Raw genomic sequence first — 18180 nt, 5'->3', positions numbered from 1 at the left:
GCTCACGACATTCCCTTCGTCGTCGGGCTGTTCTCTGACGGTGCGGATTCGGGGGTGAACCACGGCAGGACCACGGTCGGTCGCCCAGTGGTCGGTTGCTCAGCGGTCGGTCGCCCAGCGGCCGGTGCGGGCGGGCCGGTCCGGCGCGCGGACGGACGGGACGTGGACGGACGGCGCGGCGGACGACGGTGGACGCGCGGCGCGCGGGCGGAGGGGACTTCGGGCCCGACCCGGTCGACGACCGCCATGCCGATGCGGAAGAGGCCGGCCGGGACGACGACCGCGAGCAGCACCCAGAACAGGGTCACGCCCCACGGCCTCGGGACCCCCCAGGGCTGCTCCACCAACACCTTCCCGCCGTGGCGCACCGAGACCCGGTAGTCGCCGTGGGCGCCCGCCGGCAGCTCGACGGGCAGCTTCACCAGGGCCTTGCGGCCCGGCTCGACCGTGCCGCGCCACTGCCGCTCCTCGTACTGCGGCGCGAACACGCCGTGGCTGGTGCCGACCTCGAAGACGGGGTCCTTCACCGGGTCCGGACCGAGGTTGCCGACGGTGACGACGACCTCGCGGCGGGCGGGCGCCCCGAACCACACGAGAACGCCGCTGGAGCCTTCCAGTCGGGCCGAGGCGAGCACGGCGAGCCGGCCGGCCGCCGAGGACTCCGGCAGCGGGGCGGTCGGATGTCCGGCGACAGTGAACGGCACGTCCACGACGTCCGCCCGGCCGGTGACGCCGGCCACGTGGACCACGCAGGGGCAGGGCTCGGGCGGTTCGGCGACCGGCAGCTTCCGGCTGAACGCGCCCTGGGCGTCGACGGTGGCGGCGCGGCCGTCGGTGTTGGCGCAGGAGTTGGTGCCGCCGATGACGCCCCTGTCGGGCGCGGCCTGGCCGCAGACCAGCAGCATGAGCAGGGCGCCGGGTTTCCAGCCGGAGCCGCTGACGGTGATCTCGCCGCCCTTGCCGCCCTCGCTCTTCGACAGGGCGACCCGGGGTTTCGGCGGCTCCTCCGCGCGCGCGGGACCGGCGGCCGGCAGCGCCAGCAGACCGAGCAGGGCCAGCAGGGCCAGCAGGGCCAGCAGGGCCAGCAGGGTGAGCAGCCGGGGCAGGGCGGCGAGCAGCGCGCCGGCGCGGGGGGCGCCTCGGCCCGTACGCGAGGACGTCATCGTTTCCTCCGTATCGCGTACGTGGCCGCGCCCGCCGCCGCGAGGAGGGCGGCCGTCACGGCGCCGAGGCCCGCCGGCGAGGCGAAGGCGGCGTCGGCGCGGGCGGTCGCGGGGGCGGCGCCGGGGGCGGTGGCCGTGAGGTGGACGGTGACCGAGTCGAGGGCGGGCGGGTCGGGCCAGGCTTCGGTGCGGGTGGCGCGCACGCCGGGGCGCAGGAGGAGCGGCAGGGCGCTTTCGGGTCGGTCGAGGACGGTGCCGAGGACGCCCTCGGCGCGTACGGCCACGCGCGGGGCGAGGACGGTGTTGCCCCGGTTGACGAGGGTGTAGCGCAGGGTGCCGGAGCGGTCGACGCGGATGTCCTCGACGGTGAGCGCGGCGAGCCTCGGCCCGCTGACCCGCAGGTGGAGCGGCACGGCCGCCTCGCGTCCGGCGGCACTGGCCCGTACGGAGCCCCGGTGGTCGCCCGGCGGGGTGTCGGCGCTCACGGTGACGGCGAAGGGCACGTCCGCGCGGGTCCTGGCGGGCACGGTCACCGTCCGGGCGGCGAAGGCGACGGGCGCGCCGCCCCGGCCGCTGAGGCGCACGGTGAGCGGCTCCGCACCGGGGTTGGTGACGGACAGGGTGTCCTGGAGGACGCTGCCCGCGGCCCCTTCCAGGTAGACGTACGGGCGCCCGGCGGCGGGCGCGGCCGTCCAGGCGGGCGGGGGCGCGGGGGCGGGGGCGCGCGCCGGGGACCCGGCCGCGTCGACCGCCCCGGTCGCCCTGGCCGTCGCCCCGGTGACTCCCGCCGTCGCCGCCTCCGCCCCCGTCGCCGCCTCCGCCCCCGCCGTCGTGGGCGCGACCGCCGTCGCGGCCACCAGGACCGGCGCCAGGAGCGCGGCGCGGACGGCGGCTCCGTACGCTCCGGACCGTGCCGCCCGCATCAGCGTGCCGTGGGCCGGGCCGTACGACGGGTGAGCCAGAGCACCCCGGCCACGCCGGTCAGCAGCACGGTGCCGCCGAGGGTGGCGAGCGCGGGGGCCGAGTCGAGGGGGCCGGTCTTCGGCAGTTCGCCGCCGCCCGTCCCCGTACCGCCCGTGGAGTCGCCGGAGCCGCCTCCGGAGCCGCCGGACGACGCCGCGGTCACGTCCAGGACCAGCGAGGGCCCGGGGCTGTTGGCGGGCTTGCAGACGGCCGCGTCCATGCCGAGCGCGTGGACGGTCAGCGTGCCGGCCGTGAAGGTGACCTTCCCGCTCTTCGCCGGGGTGTACGTGCCGGTCAGCCGCCCGATCCGTATGGGGGTGTCCGCGGGGACGAGCGCCGCGTTCGGCACGCCCTTGACCTGTATCCGTCCGCCGTCCGCGCCACCGAGGAGGAGCTCGGCGCGCGGGGTCATGACCCCTTTGGGGAGGTCGACGGGGCTGTCGGAGACGCCCTTCTCGAAGGACATCGTGATCGTGTACGAGCCGCCGTTCCGCACGGCCGTGATGTCGACGGGCGAGACGGCGCTCTTGGGGCCGATCTTGGTCTCGCAGGCGTAGTTCACGTCGACGACGGCTGCCCGGGCGGCCGGGGCGCAGAGCAGGACGGCCGAGCCCGCCGTCACCACCGCCGCCGCCGTCAGCGCGCGGGTTGTTCTCCTCCGGTACGGCACCTCGGCACCCCTCACCGCAACGTAACTGACGGTCCTTCAGATTGGCCGTCAAGGTACGCCCGGGGCGTGATGGAGGGAAGAGAGAGGGGTGTGAAAGTCCTGGGCGGTGTGCCGAGAGCGGATCTTGCGCTGTGGATGGTCACGGTCCACGGGGCGGGGAGATCTCACGGAGGGGCAGTGGGCGGTGCCGGAGCCGTTGTCGCCGAGGCTCGAAGGACTGGGTCGCTCACGCGACGGGTTCACCACCGAGTTGTCCCTGGCTGTCGATGAGGGTCAGAAACCCATGTGGATCATGATCACGGCCGGGCACGACCGCCCGCTTCAGCCGCACCCAGCACTGGCTTCAGCGTGCACGCGACCGTACCGACCCAGAGGGCCCGACCGCCCAGCCGTCCACAACCTCCCGATGGCACGCTGCGGGTAGGCTCGCGGGTATGGGATTCGACTGGGAGAACATACTCGACGCAAGCGGCAACGGCCTCGACGACGCCTACGACAGGGCGGTCTCCGCGGCCGTCTTCAACGATGACCCGGTGGAGGACCATCGGCCACTCCCGATCGGCGAAGAGTACGACAACACAGACGGCCTGCGCTGAACTGAGCGCACGCACGAAACGCCCCGGCATGCCGCGGCGTTTCGCCGTCTCCGATGCGACGGGGCACGGCGGTCTCGGCTGCACACCCACGCGCACGACACACCGGTATCAGCTCGACCTTCGGCAGAGAGCGGACGGGCCGGACCGGGACTTCACCCCGCCCGGCCTGTCCGTGCTCTCGATACGCCCTAGACCTAGGCGGGTGCGGCGACTTCGGCCCAGACCGTCTTGCCGGCGGCGCCCGGCGTACGGTCGATGCCCCAGGCGCGGCAGAGCCGCTGCACGATGAACATGCCGTGTCCACCCGGCCGTCCGGCGCGGTGCGGGGTGCGCGGGGCGGGCTGGCCGGCGCCGAGGTCGGCGACCTCCAGGCGCAGCGCTCCGTCGAAGCGCAGCACGCGCAGGCTCTCCGGCCCGTCGGCGTGCAGGCAGGCGTTGGTCACGAGCTCGGAGACGACGAGCAGGACGTCCTCGGCGGCGGCCCTGCGGTCGGCCGTGGCGGCCGGCAGCCAGCCCCAGTCGTAGAGGGCCTGCCGGGTGAAGTCGCGGGCGAGCGGAACGGTACCGCTGGCCGCCCCGAGGGCGAGGGTGCGGACGTCGGCATCGCCGGAGGCAGTCTCCATCAGCGCTTCTTCACCTCACCGGTTCAACCGATTGACGGGTAACGGACGACAGGGGCGGACGAGAGGGGGCGGGCGGCCCTTCGGGCGGGCCGGGACCGGCTCAGTCGGGGAGTGCGGAGTCGAGCGAGTCGTGGACGGTGAAGACGGCGTCCGCACCGGTGATCTCGAAGACCCGGGCCACCGGGGGCCGCATCGCCGCCAGATGGACCCCGCCGCCCGCGGCCTCGGCCCTCAGCCGGGCGCCGAGCAGGACGTTGAGTCCGGTGGAGTCGCAGAACTCCAGCCGTGAGCAGTCGACCACGAGGCGCGTGCGCCCCTCGTCGAGTGCGCGGTCGAGTGGCGCACGCAACAGTTCGGCCGTGTGGTGATCGAGCTCACCCACCGGGGTGAGGACCTCGCTCGCGCCCACGGTCCGGACGTCTACCCGGAACCGCTCGGGTGCGCTGCCGATGTGCTGCCGGTACATGCCTCGAACCATACAAGTGCGCGGACGTCCGACGCACATAAGCTCCGCCGCATATCGCACCAAAGCAGACAATTGCCACTTGCAACCATCGGGCAGGAACCGGTAGGGCTAGAAGGACACAGTCCACATGCCGGCTTGGAGGCGCCGCAAACCGCAGCCAGACATTCACGATGGAGGAGACTATGTCACCCCGGCTCGACGTACCGGATCTCGTGGAACTGCCGCAGATTCCGCCCGTCGACGAGATCGCGCCGCACGACGCGCGCGCCCTCTCGAAGACCCTCTTCGCCCGCCTCGGCGACCTCGAGGAGGGCACCCACGAGTACGCGTACGTCCGCAACACCCTGATCGAACTGAACCTGGCCCTGGTCAAGTTCGCCGCCTCCCGCTTCCGCACCCGCAGCGAGCCCATGGAGGACATCGTCCAGGTCGGCACCATCGGCCTCATCAAGGCGATCGACCGCTTCGAACTGACGCGCGGCGTCGAGTTCCCGACCTTCGCGATGCCGACCATCATCGGCGAGATCAAGCGCTTCTTCCGCGACACCTCGTGGTCGGTGCACGTTCCGCGCAGGCTCCAGGAGCTCCGCCTCGACCTGGCCAAGGCCGGCGACGAGCTGGCCCAGAAGCTCGACCGGGCTCCCACCGTCGAGGAGCTCGCCCGCGAGCTGGGCATCGGCACCGACGAGGTCGTCGAGGGCATGGCCGCCGCGAACGCGTACACCGCCAGTTCCCTGGACGCCCCGCCCGAGGAGTCCGAGCCCGACGGCGTCACCCTCGCCGACCGGCTGGGCTACGAGGACCACGGCCTGGAGGGCATCGAGTACATCGAGTCCCTCAAGCCGATGATCGCCTCCCTGCCGGCGCGCGAGCGCCGCATCCTGTCCCTGCGCTTCACCGCGGGGCTCACCCAGTCCGAGATCGGCGAGGAGCTCGGCATCTCGCAGATGCACGTGTCCCGGCTGCTCGCCCGGACGCTGACGCGGCTGCGCAAGGGCCTCACCATCGAGGAGTGAGGCCCCTCACGGGCCCGGGCCGCCCGGCTCCTGACCGGGGCGCCGACGCGCACGTGGGCGCCCCTGGACGCCGGGGACCCGATCGCCCGTGGCCGGGGCCGGCCGGCGCGTACGCGCCGGCCGGCCCCGGCCACGGGCGGGTGCTACGCGGCCCCCGCGCCGTCGGTGACGCCGGACGCGGGGCGGCGGTCAAGCGCCGGCTCGCCCGGGACGGCTGTCCGGTCCGCGCCGCGCCCGCGCCGAGGACCCCCGACCGGCCCGATCCACAGCGCCCTCGGCGCTACCAGCCGGTCCGGGCCTCCCCCAGGACCTCGCATCCGGCGAGCGCCGCGAGCTCCCGGACCCGCTCGGCCGGGCAGCGCCTGACGTGCAGGAAGACGGTGTGGGTGGGCGCCGGCTGCTCCAGCTCGACGTCGTCGCTGTGGAACGTCACCTGCACCCCGTCGAACTGCGGGTGGCCCCGCGGTCCCGGCCAGGTCCCCCGCCACCACAGGGACGCCGGGGCGTCCCCGACCGCGCGCAGGAACGGCAGCTCCGCCTCCCGGGGCGCCTCCTCCTGGCACACCCACACGGGAAAGCTCCCCCGCCGGCCGTCGCCCCAGGGGTCGTACGTCTGCCGCTCGGCGTCCTCGAACCACGCCCCCGGCACGACCTTCGCCAGCTCCCGCACACGGGCGGCCGTGTGGACCAGCGCCTCGACCAGGATCTCGTCCCGGGGCTCCGTGAGGAGGCCGCACAGCGCCTTGGCCCGCGCGTACGCGGCGTCGGCGTCGGCCGTGCGGAAGACGGGGAAGGCCCGTGAATGCCCCATGCGCGACAGCCTCGCACGTCCGGGAACCGGCCTCCCAGCGCTTTCTCCGAGGGAGAATCGGCGGCATGAGCCATCGACGCGCCCGGTCGGCCGGGCCCCTGGGCTTCCGGTAGCCCGCCAGGACGGTCCTGGCGGCGGCCACCGACGGAGGCTCCATGTCGCGCACCGCCCACCACGTTCGCCCGACCCGCGCCCGCACCCGTACCCCCGCCGTGGACGACGACCGGCGTCCCGGTGCTCCTTGGCATGCCCTGGTGCTCCACGGCCTGCGCTACGACGCCCGCTGCCTCGACGCCGCCCAGCGGGAGGGGCGGCGGCCGGTGCCGGGGGCGGTGCGGCGGCGGGTCGAGGTGTACGCGTTCCCTCGGCACAACCGGGACCGTACGGTCGCGCGGTGGGCGGCCCTGGAGGAGCGCCGCGCGCGCCGGCGGCTGCGGCGGGCGGTCGGGGGGCTGACCCGCCGGGTGAACGCGCCCGGCGGGTCGCTCCACGCCCACGCGGCCCACACCGTGGACGTACCGCCCGCGCGGCACCGCCGTGGCGCGCTGTGGCTCGCGTGACGGCGACGGGGCCCCGGACCCGGCGGACCCCGGCGGGTCCCCGTATCCGGCGACCCGGCGGTGACCGGGCGCGGGCTCCGACCCGGCGGACCCGGGCGTGACCGCGGCGCGGGTTCGGCCCCGCGGACGGCGGCGCGGGTTCGGCCCCGCGGACGGCGGCGGGGGGCTCCGACCCGGCGGACCCTGGCGGTGACCGCGGCGAGGGCTCGGCCCCGGCGGACCCCGGCGGTGACCGCGGCGAGGGCTCGGCCCCGGCGGACCCCGGCGGTGACCGCGGCGAGGGCTCGGCCCCGGCGGACCCCGGCGGTGACCGCGGCGCGGGTTCGCCCCCGCGGACGCGGCGGGGGCTCAGACCGTGCGCACGCCCTTGCGCCAGACCTCCGCGACCAGCGGCACGCCCGGCCGGTAGGCCAGGTGGACGTGGGACGGGGCGTCGAGGACGGCGAGGTCCGCGCGGGCGCCGGGCGCGAGGCGGCCGACGTCGGTGCGGCGCAGGGCCGCCGCCCCGCCGGCGGTGGCGGACCACAGGGCCTCGTCCGGGGTCATCCGCATGTCCCGGACCGCGAGCGCGATGCAGAAGGGGACGGAGGAGGTGAAGGAGGAGCCCGGGTTGCAGTCGGTGGACAGCGCGACCGTCACCCCGGCGTCCAGCAGCCGGCGCGCGTCCGGCCACTGCGCGCGCGTGGAGAACTCCGCGCCGGGCAGCAGGGTCGCGACCGTGTTCCCCGAGGCCAGCGCGTCGACGTCGGCGTCCGTCAGATGCGTGCAGTGGTCCGCGCTGGCCGCGTCCAGCTCGACCGCGAGCTGCACGCCGGGGCCGTACGAGAGCTGGTTGGCGTGGACCCTCGGGTGGAGGCCCCTGGCCTTGCCCGCGGCGAGGATCGCGCGCGCCTGGTCGCCGTCGAAGGCTCCCTTCTCGCAGAAGACGTCGACCCAGCGGGCGTACGGGGCGCAGGCGTCCAGCATCTCGCCGGTGACCAGGGCGACGTAGCCGGCCGGGTCGTCGGCGAAGTCCGGGGAGACGATGTGCGCGCCGAGGTAGGTGACCTCGTCGGTGTGCTCGGAGGCGATGCGCAGGGCTCGTGCCTCGTCCTCGACGGTCAGGCCGTAGCCGGACTTCGTCTCGAAGGTGGTGGTGCCCTGGCGCAGGGCCTCGCGCATGAAGCGGGCGACGTTGGCGGAGAGTTCGGCGTCGGACGCGGCGCGGGTGGCCGCGACCGTCGTGCGGATGCCGCCCGCCGCGTACGCCTGGCCGGACATGCGGGCGTTGAACTCGGCGGTGCGGTCGCCCGCGAAGACGAGGTGCGAGTGGGAGTCGACGAAGCCGGGGATCACCGCGCGGCCGGCGGCGTCGACCCGGTTGTCAGTGGCGGGTGCTTTGCTGTTCTCACCGACCCAGACGACCCGGTCGCCCTCGATGACGACGGCCGCGTCCTGGATCAGGCCCAGGGGGGTTCCATCACCGAGGGAGGGATCGTTGGTGACGAGGCTGGCGATGTTGACGATGGCGGTGGCGGTCTTCGCCACGGCGCTGTTCGCGCTCGTGGGGGCGGAGCTCGCCGCCGGGTTGTTCGTCGCCGCGGGACTGGTGTCCATGGTGAGGGGTGTCTCCTTCAGCCGCTTCAGCCGCGCAGGGCGGCGATCGAGTCCGCGAGGGCCCGGGCCGCGTCCGGGACGGTCCGGTGGACCCCGTCCCGTACGACGTGCCGTCCGCCCACGATCGTGTGCCGCACGTCCGCTGCCGACGCTGCGAATACCGCCGTCTCGGCTGCCAGACGCGGCTCCGGTCCCGCTGTCCTGACCGAGTCCAGGACGAGGGTCGTGAAGTCGGCGGGGGCGCCGGCTTCGAGGACGCCCGCACCGGGCCGGCCGAGCGCGGCGTGACCGTCGGCGGTCGCCGCCCGCAGCAGGGCCGCGGCGGTCCAGTGGCCGCGGGTGCGGCTGCGCAGGCGCTCGTTCAGCTCCATGGCCCGCGCCTCCTCCAGGAGGTCGACGACGGCGTGGCTGTCGCTGCCCAGCGACAGGGGGGAGCCGGCCCGCTGGAGGGCGACGGCCGGGCCGATCCCGTCGGCGAGGTCGCGTTCGGTGGTGGGGCACATGCAGGTGCCGGTGGCGGTCGAGCCGATCAGCGCGATGTCCGCGTCCGTCATGTGGGTGTTGTGGACGCCGGTGGTCCGCGCGCCCAGGACGCCGTGGTCGGCGAGCAGCTGCGTCGGCGTGCGGCCGTGGGCCGCGAGGCACGCCTCGTTCTCGGCGGTCTGCTCGGAGAGGTGGACGTGCAGGGGGGCCCGCCGTTCCTCGGCCCACCGGGCCACGGTGGACAGCTGCTCGGCGGGGACGGCGCGCACGGAGTGGATCGCGGCCCCGATCGTCACGCCCTCGCGCTCCTTGAGGGCGCTGACGCGCTCGGCCCAGGCGTCGGCCGTGCCGTCGGTGAAGCGGAGCTGGTGGGGTTCGGGGGCGGCGCCGAAACCGGAGGACAGGTAGGCGGTGTCGAGGAGCGTGATGCGGATGCCGGCCTCGCCGGCGGCGGCGATCAGGGCCTCCCCCATGGCGTTGGGGTCGGCGTAGGGCCGGCCGCCGGGCGCGTGGTGGAGGTAGTGGAACTCTCCGACGGAGGTGATGCCGGCGAGCGCCATCTCGGCGTAGACGGCGCGCGCGAGCGCGAAGTAGCTGTCGGGCGTGAGCCGCTGGGCCACGCCGTACATGACCTCGCGCCAGGTCCAGAAGGTGCCGGAGCCGACCTGCACGGTGCCGCGCAGGGCGCGGTGGAAGGCATGACTGTGCGCGTTGGCCAGGCCGGGGACCGTGAAGCCGCGCAGGACCTCCGCACCGGACGGCGGGGTGCCGACCCCCGTCCGGACGGCGGCGATGCGGCCGTCCGCGGTCACGTCCAGGGCCACGCCCGACTCGACCCGCGGGTCGAGCCAGGCGTGCTCCAGCCAGTAGGTGGTGTGCGGCGTCAGTGGCACGCCAGGCCCTCCAGTACGTCGGCGAGTGCGCGGACCCCGGCGAGGCAGTCGTCCTCGGCGGCGAACTCGGCCGGGGAGTGGGAGACGCCCGTGGGGTTGCGCACGAACAGCATGGCGGTCGGGACGGAGGCGGACAGGATGCCGGCGTCGTGTCCGGCGCCGGTGCCGAGCACGGGGACCTTGCCGGCGCTCTCGCCGAGGATCCTGGCGAGCTCGTCGCGCAGCGCGTGTTCGAAGTCGACGACCGGGGTGAAGGACTCGCGGGTGACGCCGAGTTCGACGCCGTGGCGTGCCGCGTGTTCCCGGGCGGCGTTCTGGATGCCGCCGATGACCTCGTCGAGGGTGGCTTCGTCGGCGGCGCGCGCGTCGAGCCAGCCGCGGACGAGCGAGGGGATGGCGTTGACGCCGTTCGGCTCGACGGCGATCTTCCCGAAGGTGGCGACGGCGCCGGCGAGTTCGGCTTCGCGGCGGGCGGCGAGGACGGTCTCGGCGTAGGGCAGCATCGGGTCGCGCCGGTCGGCGATCCGGGTGGTGCCGGCGTGGTTGGCCTCGCCGCGGAAGTCGTACCGCCAGCGGCCGTGGGGCCAGATGGCGGAGGCGATGCCGACGGGGTCGCCGGACAGGTCGAGGGCCCGGCCCTGCTCGACGTGGAGTTCGACGAAGGCGCCGATGCGGGCCAGCCGCTCGGGGTCGGGGCCGATGGCCTCGGGGTCGTAGCCGGCGGCCTCCATGGCCCGGGGCAGGCTGACGCCGTCGGCGTCGCGCAGCTCGAAGGCCTTCTCCCGGGTGAGCTGTCCGGCGGCGAGGCGGGAGCCGACGCAGGCGAGCCCGAAGCGGGCGCCCTCCTCGTCGCCGAAGTTGACGATGGCCAGGGGCCGCCGGAAGGAGACGCCGCGGGCGCGGAGTTCGTCGAGGGCGGCGAAGGCGGACACGACGCCGAGGGGCCCGTCGAAGGCGCCGCCGTCGGGCACGGAGTCCAGGTGGGAGCCGGTGACGACGGCGTCCCCGGCGGTCGGGTCGCCGAGCCAGGCCCACTGGTTGCCGTTGCGGTCGGTCTCGACGTCGAGGCGGCGGGCCTCGGCCTGCATCCGGAACCAGAGCCGGCAGTCGGCGTCGGCGGCGGTCCAGGCGTAGCGGCGGTAGCCGCCGGTGGCGTCGCTGCGGCCGAGGGGCCGCAGCGACCGCCACATGGCGTGGAAGGTCTCGCTCACGCGGGGTCACCCTGCGACACGGCGTCGTCGCCCTCGCGCATCGGGACGCGGACGCCGCGCTCGTCGGCGACCCGCTCGGCGATGTCGTAGCCGGCGTCGACGTGGCGGATGACGCCCATGCCGGGGTCGTTGGTGAGCACGCGGCGGATCTTCTCGCCGGCCAGCGGGGTGCCGTCGGCGACGGTGACCTGTCCGGCGTGGATCGAGCGGCCCATGCCGACGCCGCCGCCGTGGTGGAGGGAGACCCAGGAGGCGCCGGAGGCGACGTTGACCATGGCGTTGAGCAGCGGCCAGTCGGCGATGGCGTCGGATCCGTCGAGCATGGCCTCGGTCTCGCGGTACGGGGAGGCCACCGAGCCGCAGTCGAGGTGGTCGCGGCCGATGGCGAGGGGCGCGGCGAGGGTGCCGTCGGCGACCATGTCGTTGAACATGGCGCCGGCCTTGTCGCGCTCGCCCTGGCCGAGCCAGCAGATGCGGGCGGGCAGGCCCTGGAAGTGGACCCTTTCGCCCGCCATCCTGATCCAGCGGTGGAGGGACTCGTTCTCCGGGAAGAGGTCGAGGATCGCCTTGTCCGTCTTGTGGATGTCGGACGCCTCGCCGGACAGGGCGGCCCAGCGGAAGGGGCCCTTGCCCTCGCAGAAGAGGGGGCGGATGTAGGCGGGGACGAAGCCGGGGAAGGCGAAGGCGCGGTCGTATCCGGCGAGCTGGGCCTCGCCGCGGATCGAGTTGCCGTAGTCGAAGACCTCGGCGCCGGCGTCCATGAAGCCGACCATGGCCTCGACGTGCCTGGCCATGGACTCGCGGGCGCGGGTGGTGAAGCCGGCCGGGTCCTTGGCGGCGGCGTCGGCCATGTCCTCGAAGGCGACGCCGACGGGCAGGTAGGACAGCGGGTCGTGGGCGGAGGTCTGGTCGGTGACGATGTCGACGGGGGCGCCCTCGGCGAGCATCTGCGGGAGCAGTTCGGCGGCGTTGCCGAGGAGGCCGATGGACAGCGGGCGGCGGGCGTCGCGGGCCTCGGTGGCGAGCTGGAGGGCGTGGGCGAGATTGTCGGCCTTCACGTCCAGGTAGCGGTGCTCGATGCGGCGTTCGATGGCGCGCGGGTCGCAGTCGACGCAGATGGCGACGCCGTCGTTCATGGTGACGGCGAGGGGCTGGGCGCCGCCCATGCCGCCGAGGCCGGCGGTCAGCGTGATGGTGCCGGCGAGGCTGCCGCCGAACCTCTTGGCGGCGACGGCGGCGAAGGTCTCGTAGGTGCCCTGGAGGATGCCCTGGGTGCCGATGTAGATCCAGGAGCCGGCGGTCATCTGGCCGTACATGGTGAGGCCGAGCTGCTCCAGGCGGCGGAACTCCTCCCAGTTGGCCCAGTCGCCGACCAGGTTGGAGTTGGCGATGAGGACGCGCGGGGCCCACTCGTGGGTCTGCATGACGCCGACCGGGCGGCCGGACTGGACCAGCATGGTCTCGTCCTGCTTGAGGGTCTTCAGGGTGCGGACCATGGCGTCGAAGGAGCGCCAGTCGCGGGCGGCCTTGCCGGTGCCGCCGTAGACGACGAGCTTGTCGGGGTGCTCGGCGACCTCGGGGTCGAGGTTGTTCTGGAGCATGCGGAGGGCGGCCTCCTGCTGCCATCCCAGGGCGCTCAGTTCCGTACCGCGCGGGGCCCGTACGGGGCGGGGTCCTGACATGGCGATGCCTCCTCGATCCTTCGGCTATTCATTCAGCTATTCACATCCTGGCGTCCTGAATAGTCTTAGTCAACAGCTGCGGCGGCATCCCGCCCGGTGGTGGGATGGCCCCATGGACGCACCCATGGCTTCCTCACTCGGATCCGACCGCCGGGAACGGGCCCGCGACCGGGCCGTCCGCGCCGCGGTCCGGCAAGGGCTCGTCTCCCCCGACGAACCCGTCACCGCCCTCCTCGACACCGACGGCATCCGCGCCTCCGCCGCCGCCCTGACCAGCGCCTTCGCCGCCGTCACCGACGCCCCCGTGCTGCACGCCTTCGCCGTCAAGGCCGCCCCGCTGGTCCCCGTCCTGCGGCTGCTGTACGAGGCGGGGCTCGGCGTCGAGGTCGCGAGCCCCGGTGAGCTGGCCCTGGCCCGCGCGGCCGGGGTGCCCCCGGCCCGTACGGTCCTCGACTCGCCCGCCAAGACCCCCGCCGAGCTGCGCCACGCCCTCGCGCTCGGCATCGCGGTCAACGCCGACAACTTCCAGGAACTGGCCCGGCTCGACGCCCTCGTCGCCTCCGCGCCCACCGCCTCACCCCTCGGACTGCGGGTGAACCCGCAGATCGGAGCCGGTTCCATCGGCGCGCTCTCGACCGCGACCGCCACCTCCAAGTTCGGCGTCGCCCTGCGCGACGAGGGGGCGCGCGAGGCCGTCGTCCAGGCGTATCTGGCCCGCCCCTGGCTCACCCGGCTGCACACCCACACCGGCTCCCAGGGCATCCCGCTCGCCCTGATGGCCGAAGGCGTCGGCGCCGCCTACGCCCTCGCCGAGGAGATCAACGCCAAGGCCGGCCGGCAGCAGATCGACACCCTCGACATCGGCGGCGGGCTGCCGGTCAACTTCGCCTCCGACGAGGAGACCCCGACCTACGCGGAGTACGCGGCGCTGCTCGCCTCGACCGTGCCCGGCCTGTTCGACGGGCGGTACGCCCTGGTCACCGAGTTCGGCCGGTCCCTGCTCGCCAAGCACGGCACCGTCGTGGCCCGCGTCGAGTACACCAAGACCTCCGGCGGCCGGCCCATCGCCGTCACCCACGCGGGCGTCCAGCTCGCCACCCGGACGGTCTACGCCCCCGAGTCCTGGCCGCTGCGCATCCTCGCGTACGACGCCGAGGGCCGGCCCCGCGGGCGCGGGCGGGAGGCCGTGCCGGAGGACAGCGGGGAGGAGGTCCAGGAGGTCGTCGTGGACGTGGTCCAGGACGTGGCCGGGCCCGCCTGCTTCGCCGGCGACCTGCTCGCCGTCGGCCGCTCCCTGCCGCCGCTGCGACCCGGCGACCTGGTGGCCGTGCCGGACACCGGCGCCTACTACTTCGCCCACCACTACGCGTACAACAGCCTGCCGAGGCCGGCCGTCCACGGCTTCACCCCGACGGACGACGGCGGCATCGCCTTCACGACCGTCCGCAGGGCCCAGACCCTCGACGAGATCGTGGCGGAATCGGGCGGCGACCGGCCCGACGCGCTGCTGCGCGCCGCGCCCCCGGGTGGTCCCATGGGGGCATGACAGCACGCACCTCCGTCGTGGTCGAGCGCCGGATCGCCGCCTCCCCCGGCCGGGTCTGGGAGTCGATCACGGACCTGGAAGACATGCCGCGCGTGCTCTCGGGCGTCGAGAAGGTCGAGGTGCTCACCGAGGGCGGCTTCGCGGTGGGCACCCGCTGGCGGGAGACCCGGCGGATGCTGGGCAGGACGGCCACGGAGGAGATGACCGTGACCGTCTGCGAACCGCCCGAGCGCTACGTCACCGTGGCCGACTCGCACGGCATGCACTACGTCTCCGAGATCGCCCTCGTGCCCCAGGGGCCGGCGATCTCGGCGGCCGAGAGCGTCCTGCGCATGACCTTCACCGCCCGCCCCGCCCACGACCGCGCCCCCGGCCTGGTCGTGCGACTGCTCGGCAGGCTCGGCGCGCGGGCCGTGGCACGGGCGCTCGCCAAGGACCTGGACGAGATCGCCCGGGCGGTCGAGAGCCGGTCCTGAGCCCGGGAGCGGACCCGGCGGCGGCTCGCGGCCTGGGCGGGAAACGGCCTCGGCGGCCGCCCGGGACCGGACCCGGGAGCGGGTGCGGCGGCCGCTCCTGACAAATTCCTTTGGAAAATGCCAGAACTCCCCCCGGCGATCACGACGATGAGTAGCGTCACCGTTACTGCCGTTCGTCCGCACGCCGCATCGGGAGGGGATCTCGCGTGCCCGGAATCGACGAGTGCCTGCTGGAGGCGATGAGCCTGCCGGGGGCGCGCGGGGCCTGGCTGGTCGACTGGACCAGCGGTCTGGCCCTCGGGTCGGCGGGCGAGTCCCCGGTCGGAGACCACGAGACGACCGCCGCAGAGAGCGCCGAACTGGCCCGCTCGGCGGCCGAGTTCGAATCCACCGACGGCTCCGCCGAGCCGTCGGGGCCACCGGGCGCCGCCCCCGTCGAGGACCTGATCGTCACCACCCGCACCGGCTACCACGTCATCCGCTTCGTCGAGACCGCCTTCGACAGCAGCGTCTGCCTCCACCTCTGGCTGGACCGCACGGCGGGCAACCTGGCCCTCGCCCGGATCCGGCTCGGCGACCTCGCCGAGAGGCTGGTCCTCGGATGACCGCCACCGTCTCCCCGATGCTCACCCGGCTCGCCGCCGAGCGGGCCACCGGCGCGCTGCTGCGCGACCACGGCACGCTCTACCTCGTCGACGGCCGGGTCGTGCACGCCGAGAGCCCCAGCTCCCCCGGCGTCGACGTGCTGCTCACCGCCGCGGGCCGGCTGCCCCGCGCGGGCTGGGAGGAGGCGGTGGACCGGGCCGGTGCGCTCGGCGCCGTCGGCCGGTTCCTCGTCGACAGCGGCCGGCTGCACGACGGCGAACTGGAGATCTGCCACCTCGGCGCCGTCTTCGACGCGGCCTTCTTCGCCCTGGCGCCCACCGCGGGGCCGACCCGCTTCCGCTACGGCGTGGCCCACTGGTTCGGCGCGGTGCGGCCGGTCGACACGGAGGCCGTCGAGCGCGAGACCCTGCGCCGCCGCGAGCTGCTGGACAGCGTCTGGCCGTATCCGGCGGTCGACGGCGCGCCCGTGGTGCCCCTCCCGGCGGCGCCTGGCCAGCCGGTGGGCGCCCGGCACCGGGCGCTGCTCGCGGCGGCCGACGGGGAGCGCACGCCGGCGGACCTGGCCCGGCTGCTCGGCCGGCCCGCCTTCCACACGCTGCTCGACGTACGGCGGCTCGCCGCGGCCGGTCTGGTCCGCACCCCGCATGAGGCGCCGCCGCCCCCGCCCGCCGTGCCCGCGTGGGTCGGCGAGGTCGCCACCCCCGACCCCGACGTCGCCCTGCTCCGCCGGCTCCGTGACGCCCTGGAGGCAGCTCTGTGATGAGGCGTGCCCTGCGCCTGCGCGCCGAGAGGAGACAACTGATGACCGCAGAAGCCGAGGTCCTCGTCGAACTGAGACGGCTGCGGGCGCGGCTGCCGCAGCTCACCGGGGCCCTCGCGGCCAGCGCCGACGGCCTGGTGCTCGCGCAGGACGCCGTGGACGGCGAGGCCGAGAGCGTCGCCGCGCTGACGGCCGCCGCCCTCGGCGTCGGGCAGCGCCTGGCCGACACCACCGGGCAGGGGGGTTTCCGGGAGCTCCTGGTCCGCGGCGAGCTCGGCTACGTGGCGACGTACGCGGCGGGCGGCTCGGCCGTCCTGACGCTGCTCGCCGAACCCCGCATCAACGTCGGCCGGCTCCACCTGGAGGCCCGCCGCTCCAGCGCCCGGATAGGGGAGCTGGTGGACGGCGCCCTGGCCCGCAGAGACCCGGACCGGCCGCTCCCGCAGCCCTGACAAGCCCACCCACGACACGCTCACGCGAAGGAAGAACCATGGCGAACACCGAGACCTCCCTCAAGGAAGCGGCCCAGATCGAAGGCGCGATCGGCGCCGCCCTCGTCGACTACGGGAGCGGCATGGCCCTCGGCATCATCGGCGGCGGCACCGATCTCGACCTGAACGTGGCGGCGGCCGCCAACACGGACGTCGTCCGCGCCAAGCTCCGCGCCATGGAGGCCCTGGGGCTCAACGACGAGATCGAGGACATCCTGATCACCCTCGGCACCCAGTACCACCTGATCCGCCTGCTCAAGACCCGCGGCGGGGGCGGCCTCTTCCTCTACCTGGCCCTGGACAAGAACCGGGCCAACCTGGCGATGGCCCGTCACCACCTGAAGAGGATCGAGACGGAACTGGAGATCTGAGGAGGCCGGGACCGAAGAGACCCGGGACCTCACTCGACGAACAGGCCCCGGGCCGCCGCCTTCACGTCGAACTCCTCCAGGCGGGCCTGTGCGTCCGGCAGCTCGTCCGCCATCGCCTCCAGGAGCACCCGGCCGAGCAGCATCGGCGCGCACGCCGTGTCGAAGGCGAGGCCGGTGCCGACCGCGGCCGGGATGAGCAGGTCGCTGTGCGCGGCGACCGGAGCGAAGGCGGACTCGGCGACGGTCACCACCGTGAGGCCGGCGGCGCGGGCGTACGCCAGGGCGTCGACGACCTCGCGCGGGTGCCGGGGCAGCGCGAAGCACAGCAGCGCCGTGGCCCCGGCCCTTACGGCCGCGTCGATGCGGTCGTCGAGCATCGAGCCGCCCTCGTCGAGCAGCCGCACGTCCGGGTGGACCTTGCCCGCGAAGTACGCGAATCCCCTCGCCTGCGAGGAGGCGGCACGCAGCCCGAGGACGGGCAGCGGCCGGGAGGCGGCGAGCAGCCGGCCGGCCCGCTCGACGGGGGCGGGATCGGCGAGCAGCTCGGCGAGGTGCCTGAGGTTCTCGATCTCGCCGAGGACGGCCTGCTGGTACTCGTTGTGCCCGGCGAGCTCGTCGGCGACGGCGGGCACGCTCTCGCGCAGATGCCTGCGCAGCGCCGGGTAGCCGTCGAAGCCGAGGGCGACGGCGAAGCGGGTGACGGAGGGCTGGCTCACGCCGGCCAGTTCGGCCAGCTCCACGCTGGACAGGAACGGCACGTCGGCGGCGCGCCGCACCATGCAGTGCGCGATCCGCCGCTGGGTCGGTGTCAGCCGGTGCCCCTCGAAGAGCGTCTGCAGCCGTCCGGCCGGGCTGTCGCTCATGCCGTCCCCCTTCCGTCTTCCGGTTATTCATCCACCTGAACTCTGCATGAGGATATGCAGACAGGCAAGGGAAGACGGCCCGGGAGGCCGGAGGCCGGAGGCCCGAACGGGGCCGGGCGGGCGCCGGGCGGAAGGGTGTTGCGCGGGGACCGCCGCACCCCCGGCTGACCGGGGGGCGGGACGACGGCGGTCCCCGCGAGGGACACGGGCCCGGGTCAGGGCCGGTCCGCGTCCATGGCGCCGGCGGAGGCCGGGAGCCGCTCCGGAGGTCCGTGGCGCCGATGAGGAACACTCTGCCGGACCGTTGTTAAGCGGGTGCTGCGGGTACGTGTCG

The 18180-nt window shown here is 74.7% G+C and carries 20 protein-coding genes; 9 read left to right on the top strand and 11 right to left on the bottom strand.

The window, feature by feature from the left end:
* Positions 1 to 2: 2 nt before the first annotated feature.
* The 3 genes from ABD954_RS20900 to ABD954_RS20890 are packed head-to-tail and all read right to left on the bottom strand — an operon-like array spanning position 3 to position 2796.
* On the bottom strand, positions 3 to 1163 hold the full coding sequence (locus ABD954_RS20900; protein WP_345487728.1) for a hypothetical protein: 1161 nt from the start codon (positions 1161 to 1163) through the stop codon (positions 3 to 5).
* Positions 1160 to 2086, bottom strand: coding sequence for a COG1470 family protein (locus ABD954_RS20895; protein WP_345487726.1), 927 nt, complete (start codon positions 2084 to 2086; stop codon positions 1160 to 1162). The genes ABD954_RS20900 and ABD954_RS20895 overlap by 4 nt, the downstream gene beginning before the upstream one ends.
* Positions 2086 to 2796 (bottom strand): peptidase, encoded by a 711-nt coding sequence (locus ABD954_RS20890; protein WP_345487724.1) that lies wholly within the window; start codon positions 2794 to 2796, stop codon positions 2086 to 2088. Before ABD954_RS20890 ends, ABD954_RS20895 begins: the two co-directional genes overlap by 1 nt.
* Positions 2797 to 3230: 434 nt before the next feature.
* Between ABD954_RS20890 and ABD954_RS20885 the strand changes: the two genes are divergently transcribed.
* A complete protein-coding gene (locus ABD954_RS20885) occupies positions 3231 to 3392 on the top strand; it encodes a hypothetical protein (RefSeq protein ID WP_345487723.1) in 162 nt (53 codons plus the stop codon).
* A 194-nt stretch (positions 3393 to 3586) separates the two neighbouring features.
* Here the strand turns inward: ABD954_RS20885 and ABD954_RS20880 are convergent, their stop codons facing one another.
* Together ABD954_RS20880 and ABD954_RS20875 are read right to left on the bottom strand one after the other, a co-directional pair.
* The gene (locus ABD954_RS20880; protein ID WP_345487721.1) at positions 3587 to 4015 is read right to left on the bottom strand and encodes an ATP-binding protein; all 429 of its coding nucleotides are present in this window, start codon (positions 4013 to 4015) and stop codon (positions 3587 to 3589) included.
* Between the two features lie 100 nt (positions 4016 to 4115).
* Positions 4116 to 4481 carry an STAS domain-containing protein gene (locus ABD954_RS20875; protein ID WP_345487719.1) on the bottom strand — a complete coding sequence of 122 codons (366 nt, stop codon included), beginning with the start codon at positions 4479 to 4481 and terminating at the stop codon, positions 4116 to 4118.
* Positions 4482 to 4663: 182 nt separating this feature from the next.
* Here ABD954_RS20875 and ABD954_RS20870 point away from each other — a divergent pair, with 182 nt between their 5' ends.
* Positions 4664 to 5497 carry an RNA polymerase sigma factor SigF gene (locus ABD954_RS20870; RefSeq protein ID WP_345487718.1) on the top strand — a complete coding sequence of 278 codons (834 nt, stop codon included), beginning with the start codon at positions 4664 to 4666 and terminating at the stop codon, positions 5495 to 5497.
* Between the two features lie 280 nt (positions 5498 to 5777).
* On the opposite strand, the gene ABD954_RS20865 is transcribed toward ABD954_RS20870, so the two are convergent.
* Positions 5778 to 6308, bottom strand: coding sequence for a hypothetical protein (locus tag ABD954_RS20865; protein ID WP_345487716.1), 531 nt, complete (start codon positions 6306 to 6308; stop codon positions 5778 to 5780).
* Positions 6309 to 6463: 155 nt separating this feature from the next.
* On the opposite strand from ABD954_RS20865, the gene ABD954_RS20860 reads away from it, so the two are divergent.
* The gene (locus ABD954_RS20860) at positions 6464 to 6868 is read left to right on the top strand and encodes a hypothetical protein (protein WP_345487714.1); all 405 of its coding nucleotides are present in this window, start codon (positions 6464 to 6466) and stop codon (positions 6866 to 6868) included.
* 348 nt (positions 6869 to 7216) lie between these two features.
* Here the strand turns inward: ABD954_RS20860 and hutI are convergent, their stop codons facing one another.
* Genes hutI through hutU form a run of 4 tightly spaced genes read right to left on the bottom strand, consistent with a single transcriptional unit; the run spans position 7217 to position 12733 of the window.
* Positions 7217 to 8464 carry an imidazolonepropionase gene (gene hutI, locus ABD954_RS20855; RefSeq protein WP_345487712.1) on the bottom strand — a complete coding sequence of 416 codons (1248 nt, stop codon included), beginning with the start codon at positions 8462 to 8464 and terminating at the stop codon, positions 7217 to 7219.
* Positions 8465 to 8490: 26 nt separating this feature from the next.
* The gene (locus tag ABD954_RS20850) at positions 8491 to 9834 is read right to left on the bottom strand and encodes a formimidoylglutamate deiminase (protein WP_345492341.1); all 1344 of its coding nucleotides are present in this window, start codon (positions 9832 to 9834) and stop codon (positions 8491 to 8493) included.
* Complete coding sequence (locus ABD954_RS20845; RefSeq protein ID WP_345492339.1) at positions 9831 to 11030, bottom strand: allantoate amidohydrolase; 1200 nt, start codon at positions 11028 to 11030, stop codon at positions 9831 to 9833. The genes ABD954_RS20850 and ABD954_RS20845 overlap by 4 nt, the downstream gene beginning before the upstream one ends.
* Before the next feature lie 17 nt (positions 11031 to 11047).
* Positions 11048 to 12733: a urocanate hydratase gene (gene hutU / locus ABD954_RS20840; RefSeq protein ID WP_345487710.1), complete on the bottom strand. Its 1686-nt coding sequence runs from the start codon at positions 12731 to 12733 to the stop codon at positions 11048 to 11050.
* Between the two features lie 124 nt (positions 12734 to 12857).
* On the opposite strand from hutU, the gene ABD954_RS20835 reads away from it, so the two are divergent.
* The 6 genes from ABD954_RS20835 (at position 12858) to ABD954_RS20810 (ending at position 16983) form a co-directional block, all read left to right on the top strand.
* Complete coding sequence (locus tag ABD954_RS20835; RefSeq protein WP_345487707.1) at positions 12858 to 14279, top strand: type III PLP-dependent enzyme domain-containing protein; 1422 nt, start codon at positions 12858 to 12860, stop codon at positions 14277 to 14279.
* Entirely contained in the window at positions 14276 to 14755 is a 480-nt protein-coding gene (locus ABD954_RS20830) for an SRPBCC family protein (RefSeq protein WP_345487705.1), read from the top strand. Before ABD954_RS20835 ends, ABD954_RS20830 begins: the two co-directional genes overlap by 4 nt.
* 206 nt (positions 14756 to 14961) lie before the next feature.
* Positions 14962 to 15360 (top strand): hypothetical protein, encoded by a 399-nt coding sequence (locus ABD954_RS20825; protein WP_345487703.1) that lies wholly within the window; start codon positions 14962 to 14964, stop codon positions 15358 to 15360.
* Complete coding sequence (locus ABD954_RS20820; RefSeq protein WP_345487701.1) at positions 15357 to 16121, top strand: transcriptional regulator; 765 nt, start codon at positions 15357 to 15359, stop codon at positions 16119 to 16121. The genes ABD954_RS20825 and ABD954_RS20820 overlap by 4 nt, the downstream gene beginning before the upstream one ends.
* On the top strand, positions 16121 to 16573 hold the full coding sequence (locus ABD954_RS20815) for a roadblock/LC7 domain-containing protein (RefSeq protein WP_345487699.1): 453 nt from the start codon (positions 16121 to 16123) through the stop codon (positions 16571 to 16573). The genes ABD954_RS20820 and ABD954_RS20815 overlap by 1 nt, the downstream gene beginning before the upstream one ends.
* A gap of 38 nt (positions 16574 to 16611) precedes the next feature.
* Positions 16612 to 16983 (top strand): hypothetical protein, encoded by a 372-nt coding sequence (locus ABD954_RS20810; RefSeq protein WP_345487697.1) that lies wholly within the window; start codon positions 16612 to 16614, stop codon positions 16981 to 16983.
* Positions 16984 to 17012: 29 nt separating this feature from the next.
* Here the strand turns inward: ABD954_RS20810 and ABD954_RS20805 are convergent, their stop codons facing one another.
* Positions 17013 to 17846: a MurR/RpiR family transcriptional regulator gene (locus ABD954_RS20805; protein ID WP_345487695.1), complete on the bottom strand. Its 834-nt coding sequence runs from the start codon at positions 17844 to 17846 to the stop codon at positions 17013 to 17015.
* Between the last annotated feature and the right edge of the window lie 334 nt (positions 17847 to 18180).

It is taken from the genome of Streptomyces roseoviridis (assembly GCF_039535235.1).
Taxonomy (GTDB): Bacteria; Actinomycetota; Actinomycetes; order Streptomycetales; family Streptomycetaceae; genus Streptomyces; species Streptomyces roseoviridis.
Note: the sequence above shows the minus strand (reverse complement) of the source record. Positions and strands in the feature narration are given on the sequence as shown.

Coding starts and splice junctions, on each gene's coding strand:
- ABD954_RS20900 (WP_345487728.1), bottom strand. CDS start 1,163: ATGACGTCCTCGCGTACGGGCCGAGGCGCCCCCCGCGCCGGCGCGCTG.
- ABD954_RS20895 (WP_345487726.1), bottom strand. CDS start 2,086: ATGCGGGCGGCACGGTCCGGAGCGTACGGAGCCGCCGTCCGCGCCGCG.
- ABD954_RS20885 (WP_345487723.1), top strand. CDS start 3,231: ATGGGATTCGACTGGGAGAACATACTCGACGCAAGCGGCAACGGCCTC.
- ABD954_RS20880 (WP_345487721.1), bottom strand. CDS start 4,015: ATGGAGACTGCCTCCGGCGATGCCGACGTCCGCACCCTCGCCCTCGGG.
- ABD954_RS20875 (WP_345487719.1), bottom strand. CDS start 4,481: ATGTACCGGCAGCACATCGGCAGCGCACCCGAGCGGTTCCGGGTAGAC.
- ABD954_RS20870 (WP_345487718.1), top strand. CDS start 4,664: ATGTCACCCCGGCTCGACGTACCGGATCTCGTGGAACTGCCGCAGATT.
- ABD954_RS20865 (WP_345487716.1), bottom strand. CDS start 6,308: ATGGGGCATTCACGGGCCTTCCCCGTCTTCCGCACGGCCGACGCCGAC.
- ABD954_RS20860 (WP_345487714.1), top strand. CDS start 6,464: ATGTCGCGCACCGCCCACCACGTTCGCCCGACCCGCGCCCGCACCCGT.
- hutI (WP_345487712.1), bottom strand. CDS start 8,464: ATGGACACCAGTCCCGCGGCGACGAACAACCCGGCGGCGAGCTCCGCC.
- ABD954_RS20845 (WP_345492339.1), bottom strand. CDS start 11,030: ATGTGGCGGTCGCTGCGGCCCCTCGGCCGCAGCGACGCCACCGGCGGC.
- hutU (WP_345487710.1), bottom strand. CDS start 12,733: ATGTCAGGACCCCGCCCCGTACGGGCCCCGCGCGGTACGGAACTGAGC.
- ABD954_RS20835 (WP_345487707.1), top strand. CDS start 12,858: ATGGCTTCCTCACTCGGATCCGACCGCCGGGAACGGGCCCGCGACCGG.
- ABD954_RS20830 (WP_345487705.1), top strand. CDS start 14,276: ATGACAGCACGCACCTCCGTCGTGGTCGAGCGCCGGATCGCCGCCTCC.
- ABD954_RS20820 (WP_345487701.1), top strand. CDS start 15,357: ATGACCGCCACCGTCTCCCCGATGCTCACCCGGCTCGCCGCCGAGCGG.
- ABD954_RS20815 (WP_345487699.1), top strand. CDS start 16,121: ATGAGGCGTGCCCTGCGCCTGCGCGCCGAGAGGAGACAACTGATGACC.
- ABD954_RS20810 (WP_345487697.1), top strand. CDS start 16,612: ATGGCGAACACCGAGACCTCCCTCAAGGAAGCGGCCCAGATCGAAGGC.
- ABD954_RS20805 (WP_345487695.1), bottom strand. CDS start 17,846: ATGAGCGACAGCCCGGCCGGACGGCTGCAGACGCTCTTCGAGGGGCAC.